Source organism: Streptomyces cyaneochromogenes (genome assembly GCF_003963535.1).
Taxonomy (GTDB): domain Bacteria; phylum Actinomycetota; class Actinomycetes; order Streptomycetales; family Streptomycetaceae; genus Streptomyces; species Streptomyces shaanxiensis.
In genome coordinates this window covers 2,400,632-2,421,656 of record NZ_CP034539.1, presented here as the reverse complement: position 1 = coordinate 2,421,656, position 21,025 = coordinate 2,400,632, and the positions used below count along the sequence as shown (strand labels likewise).

The 21,025-nt window shown below is 71.8% G+C and carries 21 protein-coding genes and 2 pseudogenes; 10 read left to right on the top strand and 13 right to left on the bottom strand.

Annotated elements, in window-relative coordinates; translation table 11 throughout:
* Positions 1 to 86: 86 nt before the first annotated feature.
* From EJ357_RS10735 to EJ357_RS10720, 4 genes are all read left to right on the top strand, one after another.
* Entirely contained in the window at positions 87 to 803 is a 717-nt protein-coding gene (locus EJ357_RS10735) for a DsbA family oxidoreductase (RefSeq protein ID WP_126390957.1), read from the top strand.
* A 99-nt stretch (positions 804 to 902) separates the two neighbouring features.
* Positions 903 to 1,955: an aminotransferase class V-fold PLP-dependent enzyme gene (locus tag EJ357_RS10730; protein ID WP_126390955.1), complete on the top strand. Its 1,053-nt coding sequence runs from the start codon at positions 903 to 905 to the stop codon at positions 1,953 to 1,955.
* Positions 1,956 to 2,000: 45 nt separating this feature from the next.
* Positions 2,001 to 2,618 (top strand): RNA polymerase sigma factor, encoded by a 618-nt coding sequence (locus EJ357_RS10725; RefSeq protein WP_126390954.1) that lies wholly within the window; start codon positions 2,001 to 2,003, stop codon positions 2,616 to 2,618.
* A 48-nt stretch (positions 2,619 to 2,666) separates the two neighbouring features.
* Positions 2,667 to 3,668 carry a maleylpyruvate isomerase family mycothiol-dependent enzyme gene (locus EJ357_RS10720; RefSeq protein ID WP_126390952.1) on the top strand — a complete coding sequence of 334 codons (1,002 nt, stop codon included), beginning with the start codon at positions 2,667 to 2,669 and terminating at the stop codon, positions 3,666 to 3,668.
* Positions 3,669 to 3,680: 12 nt separating this feature from the next.
* On the opposite strand, the pseudogene EJ357_RS10715 reads toward EJ357_RS10720, so the two are convergent.
* Positions 3,681 to 3,785, bottom strand: a pseudogene (locus EJ357_RS10715) (DNA-binding response regulator); the annotation flags it as partial.
* Positions 3,786 to 3,822: 37 nt separating this feature from the next.
* Between EJ357_RS10715 and EJ357_RS49245 the strand changes: the two are divergent.
* Positions 3,823 to 4,057 (top strand): annotated as a pseudogene (locus EJ357_RS49245) (glycosyltransferase family 4 protein); the annotation flags it as partial.
* Positions 4,058 to 4,178: 121 nt separating this feature from the next.
* On the opposite strand, the gene thpD reads toward EJ357_RS49245, so the two are convergent.
* From thpD to EJ357_RS10680, 6 genes are all read right to left on the bottom strand, one after another.
* On the bottom strand, positions 4,179 to 5,081 hold the full coding sequence (gene thpD / locus EJ357_RS10705; RefSeq protein WP_126390950.1) for an ectoine hydroxylase: 903 nt from the start codon (positions 5,079 to 5,081) through the stop codon (positions 4,179 to 4,181).
* A 7-nt stretch (positions 5,082 to 5,088) separates the two neighbouring features.
* Positions 5,089 to 5,493 (bottom strand): ectoine synthase, encoded by a 405-nt coding sequence (locus EJ357_RS10700; protein WP_126390948.1) that lies wholly within the window; start codon positions 5,491 to 5,493, stop codon positions 5,089 to 5,091.
* Positions 5,494 to 5,521: 28 nt separating this feature from the next.
* The gene (gene ectB, locus EJ357_RS10695; RefSeq protein WP_126390946.1) at positions 5,522 to 6,793 is read right to left on the bottom strand and encodes a diaminobutyrate--2-oxoglutarate transaminase; all 1,272 of its coding nucleotides are present in this window, start codon (positions 6,791 to 6,793) and stop codon (positions 5,522 to 5,524) included.
* Positions 6,794 to 6,824: 31 nt separating this feature from the next.
* Positions 6,825 to 7,331: a diaminobutyrate acetyltransferase gene (gene ectA, locus EJ357_RS10690; protein ID WP_126390944.1), complete on the bottom strand. Its 507-nt coding sequence runs from the start codon at positions 7,329 to 7,331 to the stop codon at positions 6,825 to 6,827.
* Between the two features lie 305 nt (positions 7,332 to 7,636).
* Positions 7,637 to 8,164, bottom strand: a complete 528-nt coding sequence (locus tag EJ357_RS10685) for a DinB family protein (RefSeq protein ID WP_126390942.1) — start codon at positions 8,162 to 8,164, stop codon at positions 7,637 to 7,639.
* A 249-nt stretch (positions 8,165 to 8,413) separates the two neighbouring features.
* Complete coding sequence (locus tag EJ357_RS10680; protein WP_126390940.1) at positions 8,414 to 9,514, bottom strand: pyridoxal-phosphate-dependent aminotransferase family protein; 1,101 nt, start codon at positions 9,512 to 9,514, stop codon at positions 8,414 to 8,416.
* A 181-nt stretch (positions 9,515 to 9,695) separates the two neighbouring features.
* Between EJ357_RS10680 and EJ357_RS10675 the strand changes: the two genes are divergently transcribed.
* The 5 genes from EJ357_RS10675 (at position 9,696) to EJ357_RS10655 (ending at position 14,436) form a co-directional block, all read left to right on the top strand.
* Positions 9,696 to 10,544 (top strand): transporter substrate-binding domain-containing protein, encoded by an 849-nt coding sequence (locus EJ357_RS10675; protein WP_126390938.1) that lies wholly within the window; start codon positions 9,696 to 9,698, stop codon positions 10,542 to 10,544.
* Between the two features lie 5 nt (positions 10,545 to 10,549).
* Complete coding sequence (locus tag EJ357_RS10670; RefSeq protein WP_126390936.1) at positions 10,550 to 11,392, top strand: amino acid ABC transporter permease; 843 nt, start codon at positions 10,550 to 10,552, stop codon at positions 11,390 to 11,392.
* Positions 11,389 to 12,198: an amino acid ABC transporter ATP-binding protein gene (locus tag EJ357_RS10665; RefSeq protein ID WP_126390934.1), complete on the top strand. Its 810-nt coding sequence runs from the start codon at positions 11,389 to 11,391 to the stop codon at positions 12,196 to 12,198. The genes EJ357_RS10670 and EJ357_RS10665 overlap by 4 nt, the downstream gene beginning before the upstream one ends.
* 41 nt (positions 12,199 to 12,239) lie before the next feature.
* On the top strand, positions 12,240 to 13,331 hold the full coding sequence (locus tag EJ357_RS10660; RefSeq protein WP_126390932.1) for an amidohydrolase family protein: 1,092 nt from the start codon (positions 12,240 to 12,242) through the stop codon (positions 13,329 to 13,331).
* A 166-nt stretch (positions 13,332 to 13,497) separates the two neighbouring features.
* Positions 13,498 to 14,436, top strand: coding sequence for an SCO1860 family LAETG-anchored protein (locus EJ357_RS10655; RefSeq protein WP_126390930.1), 939 nt, complete (start codon positions 13,498 to 13,500; stop codon positions 14,434 to 14,436).
* Positions 14,437 to 14,579: 143 nt separating this feature from the next.
* On the opposite strand, the gene cobC is transcribed toward EJ357_RS10655, so the two are convergent.
* Genes cobC through cobM form a run of 6 tightly spaced genes read right to left on the bottom strand, consistent with a single transcriptional unit; the run spans position 14,580 to position 20,948 of the window.
* Positions 14,580 to 15,692 (bottom strand): Rv2231c family pyridoxal phosphate-dependent protein CobC, encoded by a 1,113-nt coding sequence (gene cobC, locus EJ357_RS10650; protein WP_407698477.1) that lies wholly within the window; start codon positions 15,690 to 15,692, stop codon positions 14,580 to 14,582.
* Positions 15,631 to 16,578, bottom strand: a complete 948-nt coding sequence (locus EJ357_RS10645; protein WP_126390928.1) for a sirohydrochlorin chelatase — start codon at positions 16,576 to 16,578, stop codon at positions 15,631 to 15,633. Before EJ357_RS10645 ends, cobC begins: the two co-directional genes overlap by 62 nt.
* A complete protein-coding gene (locus EJ357_RS10640) occupies positions 16,575 to 17,201 on the bottom strand; it encodes a precorrin-8X methylmutase (RefSeq protein WP_126390926.1) in 627 nt (208 codons plus the stop codon). The genes EJ357_RS10645 and EJ357_RS10640 overlap by 4 nt, the downstream gene beginning before the upstream one ends.
* The gene (gene cobJ / locus EJ357_RS10635; protein ID WP_126390924.1) at positions 17,198 to 18,898 is read right to left on the bottom strand and encodes a precorrin-3B C(17)-methyltransferase; all 1,701 of its coding nucleotides are present in this window, start codon (positions 18,896 to 18,898) and stop codon (positions 17,198 to 17,200) included. The genes EJ357_RS10640 and cobJ overlap by 4 nt, the downstream gene beginning before the upstream one ends.
* The gene (gene cbiE, locus EJ357_RS10630; protein WP_126390922.1) at positions 18,895 to 20,133 is read right to left on the bottom strand and encodes a precorrin-6y C5,15-methyltransferase (decarboxylating) subunit CbiE; all 1,239 of its coding nucleotides are present in this window, start codon (positions 20,131 to 20,133) and stop codon (positions 18,895 to 18,897) included. Before cbiE ends, cobJ begins: the two co-directional genes overlap by 4 nt.
* The gene (gene cobM, locus EJ357_RS10625; RefSeq protein ID WP_126390920.1) at positions 20,130 to 20,948 is read right to left on the bottom strand and encodes a precorrin-4 C(11)-methyltransferase; all 819 of its coding nucleotides are present in this window, start codon (positions 20,946 to 20,948) and stop codon (positions 20,130 to 20,132) included. Before cobM ends, cbiE begins: the two co-directional genes overlap by 4 nt.
* Positions 20,949 to 21,025 lie beyond the last annotated feature (77 nt).

Here is a 21,025-nt window from a genome sequence, read left to right as displayed (position 1 = left end):
CAGGGGAATGAACCTCGCTGCTTGAACGTTCATCCAGTCGGCGGAGGGAGTCTCCGTTTCCCGTTACGAGCTGGAGAGCCACAGACATGCGCGTCGAGATCTGGAGCGACATCGCCTGCCCCTGGTGCTACGTGGGCAAGGCCCGCTTCGAGAAGGCGCTCGAAGCCTTCCCGCACCGCGAGCAGGTCGAGGTGGTGCACCGCTCCTTCGAGCTGGACCCCGGGCGCGCCAAGGGCGACATCCAGCCCGTGATCACCATGCTCACCAAGAAGTACGGCATGAGCGCGGCACAGGCCCAGGCCGGCGAGGAGAACCTCGGCGCGCAGGCCGCCGCCGAGGGGCTCGCGTACCGCACCGAGGGCCGCGACCACGGCAACACCTTCGACATGCACCGGCTGCTGCACCTCGCCAAGGAGCAGGGCAGGCAGGACGAGCTGATCCAGATCCTCTACCGGGCGAACTTCGCCGAGGAGCGGTCCGTCTTCGCCGAGGGCGAGGAGCGGCTGGTGGAACTGGCGGTGGAGGCCGGGCTGGACGCGGGCGACGTACGCAAGGTCCTCGCCGACCCGGACGCCTACGCCGACGACGTCCGCGCCGACGAGCGCGAGGCAGCCGAGCTCGGTGCGAACGGGGTGCCCTTCTTCGTCCTCGACCGCAAGTTCGGCGTCTCCGGCGCCCAGCCCGCCGAGGTGTTCGAGCAGGCGCTGACGCAGGCGTGGGGCGCGCGGTCGCCGCTGCAGCTCGTCGACCAGGGCGACGCGCAGGCGTGCGGTCCCGACGGGTGCGCGGTGCCGCAGCACTGAGCGAACCCGCAGGTCGGTGCGGATCTATAAGCGTTCCTTAGCGAAACCACGTAAAGAATCGCAATGGACCGACAGGTGTTCAGGGCCCACAGTGGAGCCATGGAGACCTTCGAGAGCCTCGTCCGCGCCGAGTTCGCCCCGAAGAACGTCTATCTCAACACCGCGAGCAGCGGGCTGCTCCCGGCCCGCACCGTCACCGCCCTGCACCGGGCCGTGCGGATGCGGGCCGAGGGCACGCCGCTCGGCCCTCTCTACGAGGACGTGGAGGTCGTGCGCGCCTCCTTCGCCCGGCTGGCCGGCGTGCCCGTCGAGCGGGTCGCGACCGGGGCGTCGGTCGCCGAGTACGGCGGGCTGATCGCCGCCTCGCTGCCCGCCGGAGCCGAAGTCCTCACCGCCGAGGGTGACTTCTCCTCCCTCGTGAACCCCTTCCACGCGCGCGGCGACCTCAAGGTGCGCGCCGTCCCGCTGGAACGCCTCGCCGAGTCGGTCCGCCCGGACACCGCCCTGGTCGCGGTCAGCGCCGCGCAGTCCGCCGACGGCCGGGTCGCCGACCTGCCCGCGGTGCGCGCCGCCGCCCTCGAGCATGGGGCACGCACCTACGTCGACGCCTCCCAGGCGGCCGGATGGCAGCCGCTGGAGGCCGACCGGTACGACTTCCTCGCCGCCGTCGGCTTCAAGTGGCTCCTGGGCCCGCACGGGGTCGCGTTCTGCGTCGTCCCCGAGGACTTCGGCGGGCTGACGCCGCTGCTGGCCGGCTGGGTCGCCGGCGAGATCCCCTGGGACAGCTGCTACGGCCCCGTCGAGGACCTCGCCCGCTCCGCCCGCCGCTTCGACATCAGCCCCGCCCTCTTCACGTACGCCGGACTGCGCGCCTCGCTGGAACTGGTCGAGGAACTCGGGGTCGCCACCATCCGGGCCCACGACCTCGCCCTCGCCGACCGCTTCCGCGCGGGACTCGCCCCGCTCGGCCACGAACCGGTGCCCGCACCCGGCTCGGCCATCGTCTCCGTGCCCCGCCTCGGCGAGCGCCAGCCCGCCCTGAGCGCCGCCGGAATCGAGGTCTCCAACCGCGCGGGCAACCTGCGCGCGGCCTTCCACCTCTACAACACCGTCGAGGACGTCGACCGGCTGCTGGACGCCCTGTCTGCCTGAACCACTGGCGCGGGCCCGCCGAGGACGCTAGGAAGGGCACCAGGGGTGGTGGTGCCGGTGGAGTCCACGGGCGATACGTCCGTCCAGTCGCCTGCCGACGCGGAAGTGCACCGGCGGTTGGTGTACGGCGACGAGTCCGCGCTGGCCGAGGTGTACGCGGCGTACGGCGGGCTGGTGCGGGGGGTCGCCGTGCGGGTGACCCGCTCGCCGGGCGCCGCCGAGGACGTGGCGCAGGAGGTCTTCGCCCAGCTGTGGAGCAGGCCGTACGCCTTCGACCCGCACCGCGGCTCGCTGCGCACCTGGCTGTCCGTGCTCGCCCACCGGCGGGCCGTGGACTGGGTCCGCAGCGAGGCCCGGCACCGCAAGGACGCCGGAGCCGACGACCTGGCGCTCCAGGCCATCCCCGACGCCGGTCCCGGCCCCGACGAGACGGTCGTCGACCGGGAGCGCTCCCTCCTGCTGCACTCCGCCCTCGCCGAACTCCCGCAGCCGCAACGGGAGGTCGTGCACCTCGCCTACTTCGCCGGCCGCACCTACCGGCAGGCCGCCGTGGAACTGGGGATACCCGAGGGCACGGCCAAGACCCGGCTGCGCACCGCCCTGCGCTCCTTGGCGGAAACTTTGGCCGACCCACCGGACCCCGCGCTCGAAAGGGGCGCATGATGGCGAGAGGGGTACTCGCGGGAGAACGGCACTGGGAGGAGGTGCGCGATGACCGACGATCACGAGGCGGTACGTGACCTGCTGGCCGCCTGGGCCTTCGGCGCCCTCGACCCGGCCGAGGAGGAGACGGTCGCGGCACACCTGGCCGCGTGCGAGAGCTGCGCGGCGGAGGCGGCACGGCTGCGGGGGACGGTACGACTGCTGGACGGGCCGCCGCCGAAGGCTCCCGCGCGGTCCGCCGACGGCGTGCTCTCCCTCGCCCTGCGCACCCGGCCTGCCGTTGCCCGCATCGCCGGGCACGCCGCGCCCTACGCCGCCGCCGTCGCCGGGCTCAAGGCGCTGCTGCCCGAGCTGGCGGACCGCTGGGCCACGCCGGTCGTGCACGACTGGGACGCGCACGCCACCCTCGCCCATCTCCTCGCCGCCGACGAGCACCTGGCGACCCGCCTCGGCATCGGCGCACGTGTGCCGCCCTCGCGGATCGAGGAGGGGACGCCCTGGGAGGACGCCTGGGACCGCCGTACCGCCGACGTCATCGCCCACGAGCACGGCCGTACGCCTGAGGAGACCGTGGCCGACTGGGCCGCGCAGGCGGAGCAGCTGCTCGGCACGCCCGAGGCCCGGGACGCCGAACTCGCCGCGCGGGCCGTGACGTTGATGGGGATGCGGCTGCCCGTCGCCGAGCACTTCCTGGTGCGCGCCTTCGAGACGTGGATCCACACCGACGACATCGGCCGCGCCCTCGGCCTCGCCGTCCCGCCGCCCCCGCGGGAGCACCTGGGGCAGCTGGTCCGCCTCGCCGTTCGCGTCCTCGGCCTGGCCCTGGGGACCGGCGCGCCCCCGGTGCTGTTCTCGGTCACCGGGGGCGAGGAGTGGGTGCTGGGCTCCGAGGACGAGCCCGTACGGGCCGAACTCGCCCTGGAACCCGTCGACTTCTGCCTGCTGGTCGGCGGCCGGTACACGCCGCAGACGGTGCCGAGGGGAGCCACGGGCGACGCCGCCGCCGTACGGAACGTACTGGAGCGGGCCGCGTCGCTGGCGTGGCTGTGAGGGGTCACCGCTTCACCGCGCGGGCCCGCCGTTCCTCGGGGAGACCAGGCCCAGTTCATAGGCGAGGATCACCGCCTGAGCCCGATCACGCAGGTCGAGCTTGGCGAGCGCATCGCCGCCACCACGCACGGCCACGAACTGTGGTGGGCGAAGGTGCCGATCGCCCGCGGGCCTCGAGGTCGAGGGACTGGGCATCGTCTTCCTCGAGGCGGCCGCCGCCGGGCTCCCCGTGGTCGTCGGGGATTCGGGCCGCTCGTCTGACCGGCTTACTCCTCGACCGGGAGGAGGCACGCGCGTTGGGCGAGAAGGGGCGTGCCTGGGTGCACCGGGAATGGAGCTGGGACCGTTCCTACAGGACGCTGGCCGGCCTTCTGTCGCAGGACCGGTGAACGGTCATCTGTCGACACACAAGGGGAAGGGGTGACAGCCGTGAGCGGCCGGACCCGCCTCTGCCCGAAGGCGTGCGGGTCCGGCCGCTTCACGGGCGCCGGAACACCGGGCCGTGTGGTCTCACCGCACGGGAGTGAAGTCCCTTGCGCCGATGAACGGCGGCCGCCGTACCGGAGCCGCGAAGGGCTCGACGGCCGCGTTCTCCACGCTGTTGAACACGATGAAGACGTTGCTGCGCGGGAACGGCGTGATGTTGTCCCCGGACCCGTGCATGCAGTTGCAGTCGAACCAGGTCGCCGAACCGGCCTTGCCCGTGAAGAGCTTGATGCCGTACTCGGAAGCCATCTTGGTCAGCGCCTCGTCCGACGGCGTGCCCGCGTCCTGCATCTGCAGGGACTTCTTGTAGTTGTCCTTGGGCGTGGCACCCGCACAGCCGAGGAACGTACGGTGCGAGCCGGGCATGATCATGAGCCCGCCGTTGGTGTCGTAGTTCTCGGTCAGCGCGATCGAGACGGACACCGTCCGCATGTTCGGCAGACCGTCCTCGGCGTGCCAGGTCTCGAAGTCGGAGTGCCAGTAGAAGCCGCTCGCCCCGAAGCCCGGCTTGACGTTGATCCGCGACTGGTGGACGTACACGTCCGAGCCGAGGATCTGCCGCGCCCGCCCGACGACCCGCTCGTCGCGCACCAGGGAGGCGAACACCTCACTGATCTTGTGCACCTCGAAGACGGACCGGATCTCCTTGGACTTCGGCTCGATGATCGACCGCTCGTCCGCACGGATCCCCGGGTCGGTGATCAGCCGCTCCAGCTCCTGGTGGTAGACGGCGACCTCGTCCTCGGTGATGAGCTGGTCGATCGCGAGGAAGCCGTCGCGCTCGAACGACTGGAGATCGGCGTTCGCGATCGGGCCCGGCGTGTCGGGGGAGCCCCACACGACGGGGTCCTGGCGCGGGGTCGACACCTCGGTGGCGCCGCGGCTGGGGTAGAGATCGGTGACGTTTCCGGTGATGGCGGTGGTCATGGGTTTCTCACACCTCCTCGGGCTCGGTGAGCAGCGGGTACACGCCGTTCTCGTCGTGGTCCTCCCGGCCGGTCACGGGCGGGTTGAAGACACAGATGCAGCGGAAGTCCTCCTTGATCCGCAGCGTGTGCCTCTCGTGCCCGTCCAGGAGGTACATGGTCCCGGGCGTGATGGTGTGCGTCCGCCCGGTCTCGTGGTCGGTCAGCTCGGCCTCGCCCTCGACGCAGACGACGGCCTCGATGTGGTTCGCGTACCACATCGACGTCTCCGTACCCGCGTACAGGATCGTCTCGTGCAGGGAGAAGCCGACCTTCTCCTTGGCGAGGACGATGCGCTTGCTCTCCCAGGTGCCGGACGCCGATTTCACATGGCGGTCGGTTCCTTCGATGTCCTTGAACGAACGGACGATCACGGTGCTGCGATGCCTCCTAGGTGGTGTTTCAGATGGTTTCCCGGACGGAGCGGGCGAGGACGCTGAGTCCCTCGTCCAGTTCCTCCGGGGTGATCGTGAGCGCCGGAAGCAGCTTCACGACCTCGCTCTCGGGGCCCGACGTCTCGATGAGCAGCCCGAGTTCGAACGCTCGGTGCGCGACGCGTCCGGCGCGGTCCTTGTCGTGGAACTCCAGGCCCCACACGAGCCCGCGTCCGCGGTACTCCTTGACGTCGGCGAGGTTCTCCTCGGTGATGGAGATGAGCGCCTGCTCGATCTGCTCGCCGCGCCCCTGGGTCTGCTTCTCCATCGCGGACCCGTCCGCCCAGTACGCCTCCAGGGCGGCGGTCGCGGTGACGAAGGCGGGGTTGTTGCCGCGGAAGGTGCCGTTGTGCTCGCCCGGCTCCCAGATGTCCAGCTCGGGCTTGAACAGGCACAGCGACATGGGCAGTCCGTAGCCGCTGATGGACTTGGACACGGTGACGATGTCCGGGGTGATGCCCGCCTCCTCGAACGAGAAGAAGGCCCCGGTCCGCCCGCACCCCATCTGGATGTCGTCGACGATTAGCAGCATGTCCTGCCGCTCGCACAGCTCGGACAGGGCGCGCAGCCACTCCGGGCGGGCGACGTTGATGCCGCCCTCGCCCTGCACGGTCTCCACGATCACGGCGGCGGGCTTGTTGAGCCCGGAGCCCTGGTCCTCCAGGAGCCGCTCGAACCACAGGAAGTCCTCGACCGTGCCGTCGAAGTAGTTGTCGAACGGCATCGGCGTGCCGTGCACGAGCGGGATCCCGGCCCCGGCCCGCTTGAAGGCGTTGCCGGTCACGGCGAGGGAGCCCAGGGACATCCCGTGGAAGGCGTTGGTGAAGGACACGATGGACTCGCGGCCCTTCACCTTCCGTGCCAGCTTGAGCGCCGACTCCACGGCGTTGGTGCCCGTGGGGCCGGGGAACATGACCTTGTAAGGCAGGTCACGCGGCCGCAGCACGATGTTCTGGAAGGACTCCAGGAACGCACGCTTGGCGCTGGTGGACATGTCGAGCCCGTGCGTGACGCCGTCGCGCTCCAGGTAGTCGATCAGGGCCCGTTTCAGGACCGGGTTGTTGTGCCCGTAGTTCAGCGAGCCGGCCCCGGCGAAGAAGTCCAGATACTCGTGGCCGTCCTCGTCGTACATGCGGCTGCCCCGCGCACGGTCGAAGACGGTGGGCCAGCCGCGGCAGTAGCTGCGCACCTCGGACTCCAGGGTCTCGAAGACGCTGAGGTCGGGCTGGGTGATGGTCACGACGAATCGCTCCTCGTTGCGTGGGGGGAAGTCAGAGGGAGAGGGGACCGATGCGGTACAGGACCTCGGGGTCGTGCGGTCCGTCCGGGAACACGCTCGCGGGGAACAGCACCTCGCGCTCCAGGGCGGCACCGTGCCGCTCCGCGAAGGAGACGAACAGGCGTTCGGAGGCGGTGTTGCCGGGCGTGATGGTGGTCTCGACGCTTGTGATGCCGTACTCGCGGCCGACCCGTGCGACGAGCCCGTCGAGCAGCGCGGCGGCGATGCCGCGGCCGCGATGGGCGTCGTCCACGGCCACCTGCCAGACGAGCAGGGTGTGCGGACGCTCCGGCCGTACGTATCCGGTGACGAAGCCGACCGGCTCCCCGCGCTCGTCACGCGCGACGGCCGACGTGCCGGCGAAGTCCCGACACCACAGCAGATAGCTGTACGACGAGTTGAGGTCGAGGGCCTTGGAGTCTCTGGCAATCCGCCACAGCGCGGCCCCGTCGGCCACCGCCGGACGGTCGATTTGCAGGTCTGCTTGTGCGGCAGTCATGCGAATTGAATTTACCGAGGGAAATTCGAAATTGCATGGCCGTCAGGGGTTACGTGTGCGGGCCGCCTGTGTTATCACGCGGGCGTGAGACCCCCTGCGATACGGCTGTGATATGCGTTGTCTGTCCGGTTAATACCCCACAAAAGGGGCGTGATGTGGAACGCGTCACAGCCATGTAACTCTCACGAGATCTGCCCGAATTACGTCGGTTGGTGTTCGCGGAATCTTTGCGTTTAGGTCTGGAAAAAGCGGGCAGAAGAGAATGGGAAGCTGCCCTGGAAGGGAATTCCAAAATTACGCCGAATTCAGGCCCCGATAACGCCGTCGATGCGCTCTCGCAGAATGTCGGCGTGACCGTTGTGCCGGGCGTACTCCTCGATCATGTGAACGAGCACCCACCGCAGGCTGACCTCGACGCCGGCCATCGGCCCACCCCCGATTCGCCCCACACTCTCCAGCGACAGCCCGCCACACACCTCGCGCCCCCGTGCGATCTCCCGCCGCCACACCGACAGAACCTCGTCGATCCCTCGCCCGGGGTCGAGGCCGTACCCGGTCTCGTCCTCGAACACCGGCGGCACATCGACCCCGCCCACCACCCGCTGGAACCAGTTCCGCTCACATTCGGCGAGATGCTGCACCAGGCCGAGCAGGGTCAACTCCGAGGGTTCGGCGGATGCGAGCCGTAACCGCGCGTCGTCCAGCCCCGCGCACTTGAGCTCCAGGGTGGCGCGGTGAAAGTCGAGCCAGCTGTCGAGCATGGGGCGCTCGGGGCCGGTCATGAGAGGGATGGGGCGGCCGTCGGGGAGGTGGGTGGGAGTGTCGGTGGTCATGGGGGCAGCATGGCGCACCCTTTCGATGCCGCCCGCGCATTTCAGCCCGTCGGCAGGGGGCGTGATGTGAGCGAGTGCCACTTCCCGGCGCCGGTCCCGGCCTTTCAGCCCGTCCGGCGTTTGAGGACGAGGCCCGTTCAGGGCCGAAGCGGGGGTCTGGGGGCGGCAGCCCCCAGAAGCGGTCCGGGGTCGAAGGGGCGGAGCCCCTGGAGGACGGGACGGGTAGGGGCGGCGGGGGCGAGAAAACCCCTACACCCACCCCGCGTCCACAGCCCGAAGCGCCCCCTCCACATCCACACCCAGCCCCTCCTCCGCCAGCGCAGCGCCCAGCGCCGCCAGACTCCCGCGCACAGCCCCCACCGTCGCGTCCGCCCCGTAGTGATTGACCCGAATCATCTCCTTGGCCAACGCCCCACCCCCCGCGGCCAGCGGCAACGCCGGATCGGACGCCAGCGCCCGAGCCACCACCTCCGACGCCACCACCCCCGCCGGCACCCTCAACGTCGTGGCGACCGGCGCGGCCTCCCGATCGTCGTACACATAGGGCTCCAACCCCGCACCCAGCGCCACCGCCCCGGCCCGAGTCGCCCGCGCGGCGGCCCGATGGCGGCCCATCACCGCCTCCAGGCCGTCCCCCTCGATCCGCTCCACACACGCCTCCAGCGCCAGCATCTCCAGCTGCGCGGGCGCGTGCAGCAGCGCCTTGCGCCCGCCGTCGACCCACCGCTCCTTCCAGTCCAGCAGCGACAGGTACGACCGCCGCGGCGCCCGGGGGTTCGCCGCCATCCGCGCCCACGCCCGCTCGCTCACCGACACCGCCGACACCCCGGCCGGCCCGCCCATCGCCTTCTGCGCCCCGATCACGCACAGGTCCACACCCCACGCGTCCGGCAGCACCGGCTCGGCCCCGACGGACGCCACCGCGTCCAGGTAGAACAGCGCCCCGTGGGCCCGCACGACCTCGCCGATCTCGGCGACGGGGTTGGTGTTGCCGGTGGCCGCCTCCGCGTGCACGAGGGACACGAAGTCGATCTCGGGGTGCTCGGCGAAGGCCTCGCGGATCTGGTCCGCCGTGACGGCCGTGTGGAAGGGCACCGCCAGGTCGATCACGGTCGCGCCGCAGTCGCGCAGCCAGTCCCCGAAGGTCTGCCCGTACGGACCGGTGATCACGTTCAGCGCGGTCGTGCCGGGCCCGGCCGTCGCGCGGATCGCGCCTTCCAGCGGCAGCAGCGCCTCGCCCTGCATGATCACGACGTCCTGCCCGGTCCCGAGCAGCCGGGCCACCCGGGCCTCGATGGCGGCGAATCGTGCGGCGCTCAGCGGGGCAAGGTCCAGGAAGGGGTGGGTCACGACAGGGCTCTCTTCGCTCTCTTCGCTCCGGGATCGACGATCACGAGGGTAACCGGCTGCCCCAACACCCCTGACGATCCCGACTTCTTAGGTCGAACAGCCCCTATACCATCGGTTTGGTTTGAGGATCTCAAACTTCTCCTTATAATCGGAACTCACAGTTCCCTGAAGGAGGCTCCCCGTGAAGACGACCTTCGCGCGCCGGACCCGCGTTCTGGCCGCCACCACCGCGACGGCCGGGCTGGTGCTCGTGGCCGGCTGCACCTCCAGTGACGACGGTGGCAGCGGCACGAAGACCGCGGCCGGCGGTGTGGAGCTCGTCAAGGCGGGCCAGCTCACCACCTGCACGCACCTGCCGTATCCGCCCTTCCAGTCGGAGATCGGCGGCAAGGTGCAGGGCTTCGACGTCTCCCTGATCGACCTGGTCGCCAAGGACCTGGGCGTGAAGCAGGAGATCCTCGACACGCCCTTCGAGAACTTCAAGACGGGCGCCTTCCTCAACTCCGGCGAGTGCGACCTCGCCGCCGCCGGCATGACCATCACCGAGGAGCGCAAGAAGAACGTCGACTTCTCGGACCCGTACTTCGAGGCCACCCAGGCCGTCCTGGTCGACAAGAAGAGCGGCATCTCCTCCTTCGCGGACCTCAAGGGCAGGAAGGTCGGCGCCCAGGCGCAGACCACCGGCGAGGACTACGCCAAGAGCAAGGGCCTGGACCCGGTCTCCTTCGAGTCCTCCGACGCCGTCCTCAACGGCCTGCGCACCGGGCAGGTCGAGGCCGTCGTCATCGACTACCCGGTCGTCCAGGGCTGGCTGAAGGACAAGGCCAACGCCGCCGCCTTCGAGGTCGCCGAGCAGGTCAACACCGGTGAGCAGTACGGCGTCACGGTGAAGAAGGGCAACGACAAGCTCCGCGAGGCCATCAACAAGGCGATCAAGGACGCCAAGGCCGACGGCACGTACAAGAAGCTGTACGAGCAGTGGATCGGTCCGTACGACGAGTCCGCCGCCTCTCCGTCGCCCGCCGCCTGACCCCGATGAGTGACGCGGACGTACCACTCAGGTCGAAGCAGCTCAAGAAGAAGGGCCTGACCCGGCGGCAGAAGCGCAGCCTCTCGCGCGGCATCCAGTACGTCGTGTTCGTCGCGGCCGTGGTCGCCTTCGCGGTCGCGGCCGACTGGGACCGGCTGAAGAACCAGTTCGCGCAGTGGGAGATCGCCCGGGAGATGTTCCCGGACGTCATCACCCTCGCGCTGAAGAACACCGTGCTGTACACCGTGTCCGGGTTCGTCTTCGCCCTGGTGCTCGGTCTGGTGGTCGCGCTGATGCGGCTGTCGTCCGTCGCGCCGTACCGCTGGGTCGCCGGCGTCTACATCGAGATCTTCCGCGGTCTGCCCGCCCTGCTGATCTTCATCTTCATCGGCGTGGCCGTTCCGCTGGCCTTCCCCGGCACGGAGATCGTCGGCGGGACGTACGGCAAGGCCGCCATCGCGCTCGGCCTGGTCGGGGCGGCGTATCTGGCGGAGACGTTCCGTGCCGGCATCCAGGCGGTGCCCAAGGGGCAGATGGAGGCGGCACGGTCGCTCGGCTTCTCGCCCGCCCGGGCCATGATCTCGATCATCATCCCGCAGGCGTTCCGGATCATCCTCCCGCCGCTGACCAACGAGTTCGTGATCCTCTTCAAGGACTCCTCGCTGGTCCTGCTCCTCGGCGTCACTCTTGAGGAGCGAGAACTCGCCAAGTTCGGGCGTGACCTGGCCAGCACGACCGCCAACTCCACGCCGATCCTGGTCGCCGGCCTGTGCTACCTGCTGGTGACCATCCCGCTCGGCTTCGTCGTACGCCGTATGGAGGCGAAGGCCCAGGAGGCCGTGAAATGAGCGAGAGCCTTCTCAAGGCCGGCCCGGAGATCGAAGTCCGCGGCTTGCACAAGTCCTTCGGCGACAACGAGGTGCTGCGCGGCATCGACCTGGAGATCAACCAGGGCGAGGTCGTGTGCGTGATCGGCCCGTCCGGCTCGGGCAAGTCGACGCTGCTGCGCTGCGTGAACCTGCTCGAAGAGCCCACCAAGGGCCAGGTCTTCGTCGGGGGCACCGAGCTCACCGACCCGGACGTCGACATCGACGCCGCACGCCGCGGTATCGGCATGGTCTTCCAGCAGTTCAACCTGTTCCCGCACCTCACGGTGACCGAGAACCTCACGCTGCCGCAGCGCCGGGTCCTCAAGCGGAACAAGGCGTCGGCCGCGAAGGCCGCCGCCGAGAACCTGGAGCGGGTCGGCCTGTCGGAGAAGGCGACGGCCTACCCGGCCTCCCTCTCCGGCGGCCAGCAGCAGCGCGTCGCCATCGCCCGGGCCCTCGCCATGGGCCCCGAGGTGATGCTGTTCGACGAGCCGACGTCCGCGCTGGACCCCGAGCTGGTGGGCGACGTCCTGGCCGTCATGCGCATGCTCGCCAACGAGGGCATGACGATGATGGTCGTCACCCATGAGATGACCTTCGCGCGCGAGGTCGCCGACCGCGTCGTCTTCATGGACGGCGGCGTGATCGTCGAGGACGGCACCCCCGACCAGGTCATCGGCAACCCCCAGCACGAGCGCACCCGCCACTTCCTCTCCCGCCTGCTCGACCCGGCGATGGCCGACGTGGAGGAGGAGACCTCGGACCAGGTGGGCAAGGGCGACTAGGGCCTGTCCGGTCATCGGGGCCCGGTCATTAGGGTGCAGGCATGAGCGAACGCGCGGTGCTGCACGTGAAGGGCCGGGTCCTCGTCGGCCCGGACGACGTCCGGGACGAGCTGTGGGTCGTCGACGGCCGGATCTCCTACGACCGTCCCGTCGGCGCCCACGACGTCCGGACCGTCGAGGGCTGGGCCCTGCCCGGCCTCGTCGACGCGCACTGCCATGTGGGCCTCGGGGCGCACGGCCCGGTCGACGACGACGTCGCCGAGAAGCAGGCGCTGACCGACCGCGAGGCGGGCACCCTGCTGATCCGGGACGCCGGATCGCCCTCCGACACCCGCTGGGTCGACGACCGCGACGACCTTCCGAAGATCATCCGGGCCGGCCGGCACATCGCCCGCACCCGCCGCTACATCCGCGGCTACGCCCACGAGATCGAGCCGGAGGACCTCGTCGCGTACGTCGCCCGGGAGGCCCGGCGCGGCGACGGCTGGGTCAAGCTGGTCGGCGACTGGATCGACCGCGACCTCGGGGACCTCGCGCCCACCTGGCCGCGGGAGACGGTCGAGGCGGGCATCGCGCAGGCCCACCGCCTGGGCGCCCGCGTCACCGCGCACTGCTTCTCCGCGGAGTCCCTGCCGGACCTGGTCGAGGCGGGCATCGACTGCATCGAGCACGCCACGGGCCTCACCGAGGACCTGATCCCGCTCTTCGTCGAGCACGGCGTGGCGATCGTCCCCACCCTCGTGAACATCGCGACCTTCCCGAAGCTGGCCGACGGCGGCCAGTCCAAGTTCCCCCGCTGGTCGGACCACATGCGCCGGCTCCACGAACGCCGTTACGACACGGTCCGCTCCGCCTACGACGCCGGCATTCCGGTCTACGTCGGTACCGACGCGGGCGGCACCCTGCCGCACGGCCTGGTGGCGGCCGAGGTGGCGGAACTGGTCACCGCGGGAATCCCCGCCGTCGAGGCCCTCGCGGCAACCACCTGGGCGGCCCGGACATGGCTCGGCCGGCCGGGCCTCGACGAGGGCGCGGCGGCCGACCTCGTGGTGTACGAGACGGATCCGCGGGCCGACGTACGGGTGCTGGCGGCACCGCGACGGGTCGTCCTGAACGGGAAGATCGTGAGCTGAGGCGGCTGTTGCGCCTGTGACTGTGGAGAACGTGCGTGCCACGAGGTTCGAAAACCTGCACGGGAAACACACGTAGGGGTGAACTCCCGTAAGGATGCTGACCGGGCACCCCGCATGCGCGATTCTTGGCAGGTCCCGAGCAAGTCTCCTCCGAGGGGTCCCCACCTTGAACGGCAAGAACTTCCGCCTGCCCGCACGCCGTCTCGCCACCGTCGCGACGGCCACCGCCCTGGCCGCCGGGCCCGCGGTCCTGGCCGCGGCGGGCCCCGCGCAGGCGACCGGCGACGAGGGCCGCGCGAGCGCCGTCGTGCTGCGTACCGGGCTCGACGTCTCCCTGCTCAACAAGACCGTGAACGTCCCGCTCGCGGTCTCCCTCAACGAAGTGCAGGCGCCGCAGAGCGCCGAGAAGTCGACGCTGACCGCCCAGTTGAACGGCGTTGACGGCGGCCGGTCCTTCAGCGTCCTGAACGCCGAGGTCGCCCGGTCCAAGGCCACGGTCGAAGGCGGCAAGGCCGAGGGGTACACCAACCTCGCCCACGCCAAGGTCCATGTCCCCGGCCTGCCCCTCCTGTCGCTCATCGAGGTCGGCCAGGTCACCTCCAAGGCCACCTGCGAAGCCGGCAAGAAGCCGACCGCCTCGTCCAACCTGCTGGGCGACGTCACCGTGCTGGGCAAGAAGGTCACCCTGACCGCGGGCGGAACCACGAACGTCGAGGTCCCGAACGTGGGCGAGGTGCGGCTGGACTACTCCAAGACGCAGACCACGTCGGACACGGCCGCCGCCACCGCCCTCGAACTCAAGGTCTCCGTCGACCCGTTGAAGCTGAACGTCGCCGAGGTCGAGGGCACCCTGACCCTGGCGAAGGCGACCTGCGAGACACCGGCCGCGGCCGAGCAGGCGACCGACCCGAGCGCCGAGCCGAGCACGGACCCGGGCACGGGCACGGACCCGGCCGGCGACGTGAAGCCGCAGGGCGAGTCCTCCGACGACGGCCTCGCCGAGACCGGCGGCAACTCCATGACGCCGTACATCGCGGGCGGCGCGGTCGCGCTGCTCGTCGCGGGCGGGGGAGCGGTCGCGCTGGCGCGCCGGGGTCGCGGCTGACTCCCGCCGCCAACCGAGCGGAAGCGTTTTCACTCCTGGCCCAGGTCAGCCTCAGCGGCTGGCCTGGGCCAACTCGCGTTCTCCAGCCGACGGCACCGTCGACCGCCGCTTCCCGGACGGGGCTCGGGAGCGCGTCCCCCCGCTCAGCGCCCCGCGGCCGTCATCGCCCGCTCCAGCGCCCCGAGGAAGGAACTGACCGTTCCCCGGTCCCGCACCGCCAGCCGCAGCCACTCCTCGCCCAGCCCGGGGAAGGTGTCCCCGCGCCGGACGGCGAACCCGAGCTCGCGCAGATGCCGTCGTACGGCGGCCGCCCTCGGCAGTCGTACGAGGACGAAGGGGCCCTCGGCGGGCTCGACGACCCGCAGTCCGGCCGCGGCGAACTCGCCGAGCCCCGCGACGAGATGGGCCCGGTCGGAGGCGACGCGGTGGGCCGCGTGGGCCGCCTCCGCCAGGGCCGGGGGCGACACGCAGGCCTGCGCGGCGACGAGCGCGGGCGTGGAGACCGGCCACAGGGGCTGGGCGCGCTCCAGGTCGGCGATGGTCTCCGGGGCGGCCAGGACGTAGCCGATCCGCAGGCCGGCCAGTCCCCAGGTCTTGGTCAGGCTGCGGAGCACCACCAGGCCCGGCACGTCCGTCCGCCCGGCCAGCGCCTCCCGCTCACCCGGCACGGCGTCCATGAACGCCTCGTCCACCACCAACGTCCGCCCGGGCCGGGCGAGTTCGGCGATGCAGGCGGCCGGGTGCAGGACCGACGTCGGGTTCGTCGGGTTGCCGATCACCACCAGGTCGGCCTCCTCGGGGACGGCCGCCGGGTCGAGCCGGAAGCCGTCCTCCTCCCGCAGCAGCACCCGGTCGACCGTGTGCCCGGCGTCCCGCAGGGCCGCCTCCGGCTCCGTGAACTGGGGGTGGACCACGACCGGCCGGCGGACCTTCAGGGCACGCGCGAGCAGCACGAACGCCTCCGCCGCCCCCGCCGTCAGCAGCACCCGCTCCACCGGCAGTCCGTGCCGCGCCGCCACCGCCGCCCGCGCGGCCCGCCCGTCCGGGTAGGCCGCGAGGGAGCCCAGCGACCCGGCGATCCGTTCCCGCAGCCACACGGGCGGTGTGTCCGCGCGGACGTTCACGGCCAGGTCGACGAGCGCCGCGCCGTCACCGCGGACCTCGGCGTCGCCGTGATGCCGGAGGTCGTGCGCCTCAGTGGGCATGGGAGTGGGCGCCATGGTGGTGGTGGCCGTGGTCGTGAGGACCGTGCCCATGGTGGTGGCCGTCGTCGTCCGGGTGGAAGTGCGGCTGCTGCGGCATGCCGACCTTGTCCTCGAAGCCGGGCAGCGCTATGCGGTACACGCACGAGTCGCAGTTCATCCGCAGGTCGCCCTTGAGGGCCTCCTCGTACCGCTCCATCACCAGGTCGAGCAGCTCCGGCTCCGGACCGATGACGTCCGCCGAGCGCACCTCGACCTCCGGGTGCGCGGCCGCCCAGCCCTCGGTCTGCTGGCGCACGCGGTCGGGCAGGATGCCGGTGAAGAGGAAGTAGGGGAGGACGACGATCCGCTTCGCCCCCAGCTTCACACAGCGGTCGAGGCCGCTCGGCACGTCCGGCGCCGCCAGCGACACGAACGCCGTCTCCACACCCGCGTATCCGCGCCCCTCCCACAGCAGCCGCGCCGCCTTGTGCACCTCGGCGTTGGCGTCCGGGTCGGTGGAACCGCGCCCGACCAGCAGCACGGTCACATCGGCCCGGTCGCCGGGCGTGCGGTGGCCCTCGGTGCCGAGCGCCTCGTCGAGCCGCCGCTCCAGCACCGACAGCAGCGACGGGTGCGGTCCCAGCGGACGGCCGTAGGTGTACGAGATCCCGGGGTGCCGCTCCTTCTCGCGGGCCAGCGCGGCCGGGATGTCGCCCTTGGCGTGGCCGGCGGACACCAGCATCAGGGGCACGGCGGCGAACCGCCGTACGCCCTGCTCGACCAGCTCGTTGACGGCCTCGCCCAGCGGGGGCGGGGACAGCTCGATGAAGCCGCCCGCGACGGGCAGTTCGGGGTGGCGGCGCCCCAGCTCCCGTACGAAGTCGCGGAACGCCTCGGCTCCGGCCTCGTCCCGGGTGCCGTGACCGGCGATGAGAAGGGCGGGCGGCGGGGTGGTCACGATTTCTCCTCGGAATGCGAATCGGATGACGAAGCGGAGTGGGAAACGGCTGGTGCGACGGGGTGGTACAGCAGGGCGTTGAGCGCGGCGGAGGCGACCGCCGAACCGCCCTTCTCGGACACGTTGCTCACGGCGGGCAACCCGCTCTCGCGCAACGCTGCCTTGGACTCGACCGCGCCGACGAAGCCTACGGGCAGGCCGATGACGAGCGCGGGGGCGGCGTCCAGGGTCAGCAGCTCCTCCAGCGCGGTCGGCGCGTTGCCGATCACCCAGAGGGCACCGGGGCCGACCTGCTCGTAGGCGAGCCGGATCGCGTGCGCCGAACGGGTCAGGCCGGGGCCGGCCACGGCGTCCCTCAGACGGCAGACGGTCTCGCGCCGGGTGATGCCGGCGGCGACCATCTCCACGTCCACGACGACCGGCGCCCCCGCGTGCAGGGCCGCGTACGCCTTCTCCAACTCGCCCTCGTCCATGACGAGATCGTCCGCGTACTCCAGATCGGCGGCAGAGTGGATGACCCGCTCCACGACCGCCCGGGTCAGCGGCGGGAAGTGCGAGGTGTCCAGGCGGGCGCGCAGCCGCCGGTAGGACTCCACCTCGATCGGATGAACGACGCGGTTCACTCCGCCCCCTCCCGCGATGCCTGCCAGCGGTAGCCGCGCGGCGTCACCATGCGCCCCGCGATGTCCCGGGTCGCCGTGTTGCCGACGGTCACGACCGTCATCATGTCGACCGTCGCCGGGTCCAGGGCGCCCAGTGTCGTGAGCCGACTGGACTCGTCCGGCCGTGACGCGTTCCGCACGACACCGACCGGCGTCGTCGCCGCGCGGTGCTCGGCGAGGATCGCGAGGGCCTTGGGCAGCTGCCAGTCGCGGCCCCGGGAACGGGGGTTGTAGAAGGTGACCACGATGTCCGCCTCGGCCGCCGCCCGCACCCGCCGCTCGATGACCTCCCAGGGTGTGTGCAGGTCGGAGAGGCTGATGGACACATGGTCATGGCCGAGCGGGGCGCCCAGGATCGCGGCGGCGGCGAGGGCGGCGGTCACACCCGGCACGCCGATCACGTCGATGTCGTCGGACGCCTCCGCGAGCGCGGGGGAGGCCATGGCGTACACGCCCGCGTCCCCGCTGCCGATCAGCGCGACGGCCTGCCCCTTGCGGGCCTGAGCCACGGCCGTGCGCGCCCGCTCCTCCTCGGCGCCGAGCCCGGACTCCAGGATCAGGGTGCCGGGCCGCAGCAGATCGCGGATCTGGTCGACGTACTGGTCGAGGCCGACGAGCACGGAGGCACGCCGCAGTTCGGCCTTCGCGCGAGGCGTCAGCAGGTCCCGGGCGCCCGGCCCGAGCCCGACCACCGCGAGCCGCCCGCGCCCCGGACGCCGTACGACGGCGCAGGTCGCCATCGCCGCCTGCCCGTCGGCACGCTCTGACTTCCGCTTGGGTACGAGGAGTTCGCCGCCGCCGACCAGGGCGGCGGCCTCGGCGACGGAGGGGGTGCCGACGGCCGCGAGGGGGGCGTCGGAGGGGTTGGGGACCTCGACGGCCGCCAGCTCCTCGGCGGAGTGGGTGACCAGGGGCACGCCGAGCCGCCGGGCGGCCTCGACGATGCCGGGTTCGTCGGCCTTGGCGTCGACGGTGGCGAGTGCGGCGACGGACCGGGCGCAGAGGCCGGCGTCGCGCAGCGCGCTCTCGACCAGTCCGAGCACCTCGTCGACGGGGGCGCCCTTGGAGGCGCCGACGCCGACGACGAGGGTCGGCGGACGCAGGACGACCTCGCGCTCGGCGGGCTCGACGAGGCGGTCCGTCAGCCGGATCGCGTACGACCCCTCGGCGCCGGCCCGCAACGGCGGCAGTGGCCAGGACACCTCGGTCTTCAGCGCGACCGGCTCCCCGTCGAGCAGGGCCCGCGAGACCCCGGCGACATCGCCCTCCACCGGCAGCCCGAGCGTGTCCAGACCGGGCACCCCCACGGCGTCCGTCGCCGTGGTCACCACGGGCTCGGCGGCCAGCAACTCCCCGACCTCCCGGGCGAGTTCATTGGCCCCGCCGCCGTGCCCGCCGACCAGCGACACGGCGAACCGCCCGCCCTCGTCGACGCACACCACACCCGGGTCGGCCGCCTTGTCGCCCAGCAGCGGGGCGATCAGCCGTACGACCGCCCCCGTCGCCAGGAAGCACACCAACTGCTCGCACTCGGCGAACGCCCGCCGTACGGCGTCCTTCACGGGACCCTCGTACACGCGCGTGCGGTCCGGCCACGCCGCGGCCAGCCGGTCCCGCGCCGCAGCCCCCGCCGCGGTGGCGGAAATGAGGCCGATCACTGGGCAACTCCTTCAGAACAGGCTTGAGGCCGCACGCCCCACAGCAGAAAAACGGGATTGGTCGCCGCCAGCCGGGTCACGTCCCCGGGCAGCGGCGCGAGCCGGGACGACTGCAACAGCACCCCGTCGCAGGAGAACCCGGCGCCGGTCAGGGCCTCGCGCGCGGCCGGCACCCGGTCGAGCGCGGCCATCGCGACGACCACCGTGCGCCGGGCGCGCCGCGCGCAGGCGGTGATGACGGCGGGCAGTTCATGCCCGCCGCCGCCGACGAACACGGCGTCGGGGTCGTCGGCGAGCTCCGAGAGCGCGTCCGGCGCCGAGCCGTGCACCACGTGCACGTCCACGCCGTGCGCGGCGGCGTTGGCGCGGATCCGCTCCACCCCGTCCGGAGCCTTCTCCACGGCGACGGCCGCCGCCCCGAGCCGGGCGCACTCCACGGCCACGGAGCCGGACCCCGCGCCGACGTCCCACACCAGGTCGCCCAGGCGTGGCCCCAGCCGGGCCAGGGCAAGGGCCCGTACCTCGAACTTGGTGATCATCGAGTCGCGGTGCGCGAACTCGGCCTCGTCCAGGGCCCATCCTGCGGGCCCCGGCGCCGGACCGGCCACCGCGCGCACCGCGCCCAGCGCCCGCTCGGGGTCCAGGCACAGCACGACGCTCACCGCCGTGCCCCAGTCACGGGCCGCCGCCTCGGCGGGCATCACCCGCTCCACGCGCTCGTGCTCCGGATCGCCCAGCGCGGAGGCGACGACCAGGACACGCCCGGTGTGCCGCAGCGCCGCACCCAGCTCGGCGGGCCCGGCTCCCGGCCCGGTCAGCACCGCCACCTTGGGATGCGCCCGGCACACATGCACAGCCGTCCGCGGATCCCGCCCGTGCGCGCTGACGACCACGGCGTCGTCCCAGGTCAGCCCGAGCCGCGCGAAGGCGGTGGCGACGGACGACACCCCCGGCCGCACATCGAGCCGCTCGGACCCGAACCGCTCGGCGAGCACCCGCACGATCCCGAAGAACCCGGGGTCACCGGAGGCCAGCACCACAACCGGCCGCTCCTTGGCGACGTACTCCTCGATGGTGTCGAGGGCGGGCGCGAGCGCCCCGAGCACGACCCGCTCCACCCCGTCGGGCAGCCGTACGGCCTCCAGATGCCGCCGCCCGCCGACCACCAGCTCGGCATCGGCGAGGACGTCCTCGGGCGGCGGCGCCCCCGTCCCCGTACCGACGACGGTGATCACGTACTGGCCCCCCGCTCACGCAGGGCCCTGCGGGCCTCCGGGTCGGCCTTGCGGTACCCGTGGAAGTGACCGGGGTGGTAGAGGTGCGAGCGCGTGCCGTGCGCGTCGAGGGCCGGGCCGACCAGGAACAGGGTGTGCTTCCAGAGCTTGTGCTCCTTGACGGTCTCCTCCAGCGTGCCGACGGTGCACCGCACGACGAGCTCCTCGGGCCAGGTCGCCTGGTAGGCGACGACGACCGGAGTGGACGTCGGATACCCGCCCTCCAGCAGCTCCCGTACGAGCTGCCCGCTGCGGGCGGCCGACAGGAAGATCGCCATCGTGGTGCCGTGCTTGGCGAACTCCCGGACCTCCTCCCCGGGCGGCATCGGCGTCTTGCCGCCCCCGAGCCGCGTGAGGACGACCGACTGGGCGACCTCGGGGATGGTCAGCTCCCGCCGGGCGAGCGCGGCGACCGCGGAGAAGGCGGAGACCCCGGGCACGACCTCCGTCTCGATGCCGATCCCGGCACACCGGTCGAGCTGCTCCTGCGTACCGCCCCAAAGAGCGGGGTCGCCGGAGTGGATGCGGGCGACCCTGAGGCCCTCCTCCCGGGCCCGCTCGTACACGGCGACGACGTCCTCCAGGGACATGGTCGCCGAGTCGAGGATCTCGGCGTCCTCGCGCGCGTGCTCGAGGACCTCCGCCTGGACCAGGCTGGCCGCCCAGATCACGACGTCGGCCTCGGCGATGGCACGGGCGGCACGGAACGTCAGCAGATCGGCGGCACCGGGGCCGGCACCGACGAAGGTCACCTTGCCGGTGAGGGCATCGGCCATGGGAATCGGTCCTCCTACAAGGGGTCGGCCACAGGGGGGCGGCGAGGGTTGGGGGTGGGGTCGGGGGCCAGGCTGTC

Excerpts from the sequence above, each read along its gene's own strand:
- EJ357_RS10735 (WP_126390957.1), top strand. The coding sequence starts at position 87 with ATGCGCGTCGAGATCTGGAGCGACATCGCCTGCCCCTGGTGCTACGTG.
- EJ357_RS10730 (WP_126390955.1), top strand. The coding sequence starts at position 903 with ATGGAGACCTTCGAGAGCCTCGTCCGCGCCGAGTTCGCCCCGAAGAAC.
- EJ357_RS10720 (WP_126390952.1), top strand. The coding sequence starts at position 2,667 with ATGACCGACGATCACGAGGCGGTACGTGACCTGCTGGCCGCCTGGGCC.
- thpD (WP_126390950.1), bottom strand. The coding sequence starts at position 5,081 with ATGACCACCGCCATCACCGGAAACGTCACCGATCTCTACCCCAGCCGC.
- ectA (WP_126390944.1), bottom strand. The coding sequence starts at position 7,331 with ATGACTGCCGCACAAGCAGACCTGCAAATCGACCGTCCGGCGGTGGCC.
- EJ357_RS10685 (WP_126390942.1), bottom strand. The coding sequence starts at position 8,164 with ATGACCACCGACACTCCCACCCACCTCCCCGACGGCCGCCCCATCCCT.
- EJ357_RS10670 (WP_126390936.1), top strand. The coding sequence starts at position 10,550 with ATGAGTGACGCGGACGTACCACTCAGGTCGAAGCAGCTCAAGAAGAAG.
- EJ357_RS10665 (WP_126390934.1), top strand. The coding sequence starts at position 11,389 with ATGAGCGAGAGCCTTCTCAAGGCCGGCCCGGAGATCGAAGTCCGCGGC.
- EJ357_RS10660 (WP_126390932.1), top strand. The coding sequence starts at position 12,240 with ATGAGCGAACGCGCGGTGCTGCACGTGAAGGGCCGGGTCCTCGTCGGC.
- cobC (WP_407698477.1), bottom strand. The coding sequence starts at position 15,692 with ATGGGCACGGTCCTCACGACCACGGCCACCACCACCATGGCGCCCACT.
- cobM (WP_126390920.1), bottom strand. The coding sequence starts at position 20,948 with ATGGCCGATGCCCTCACCGGCAAGGTGACCTTCGTCGGTGCCGGCCCC.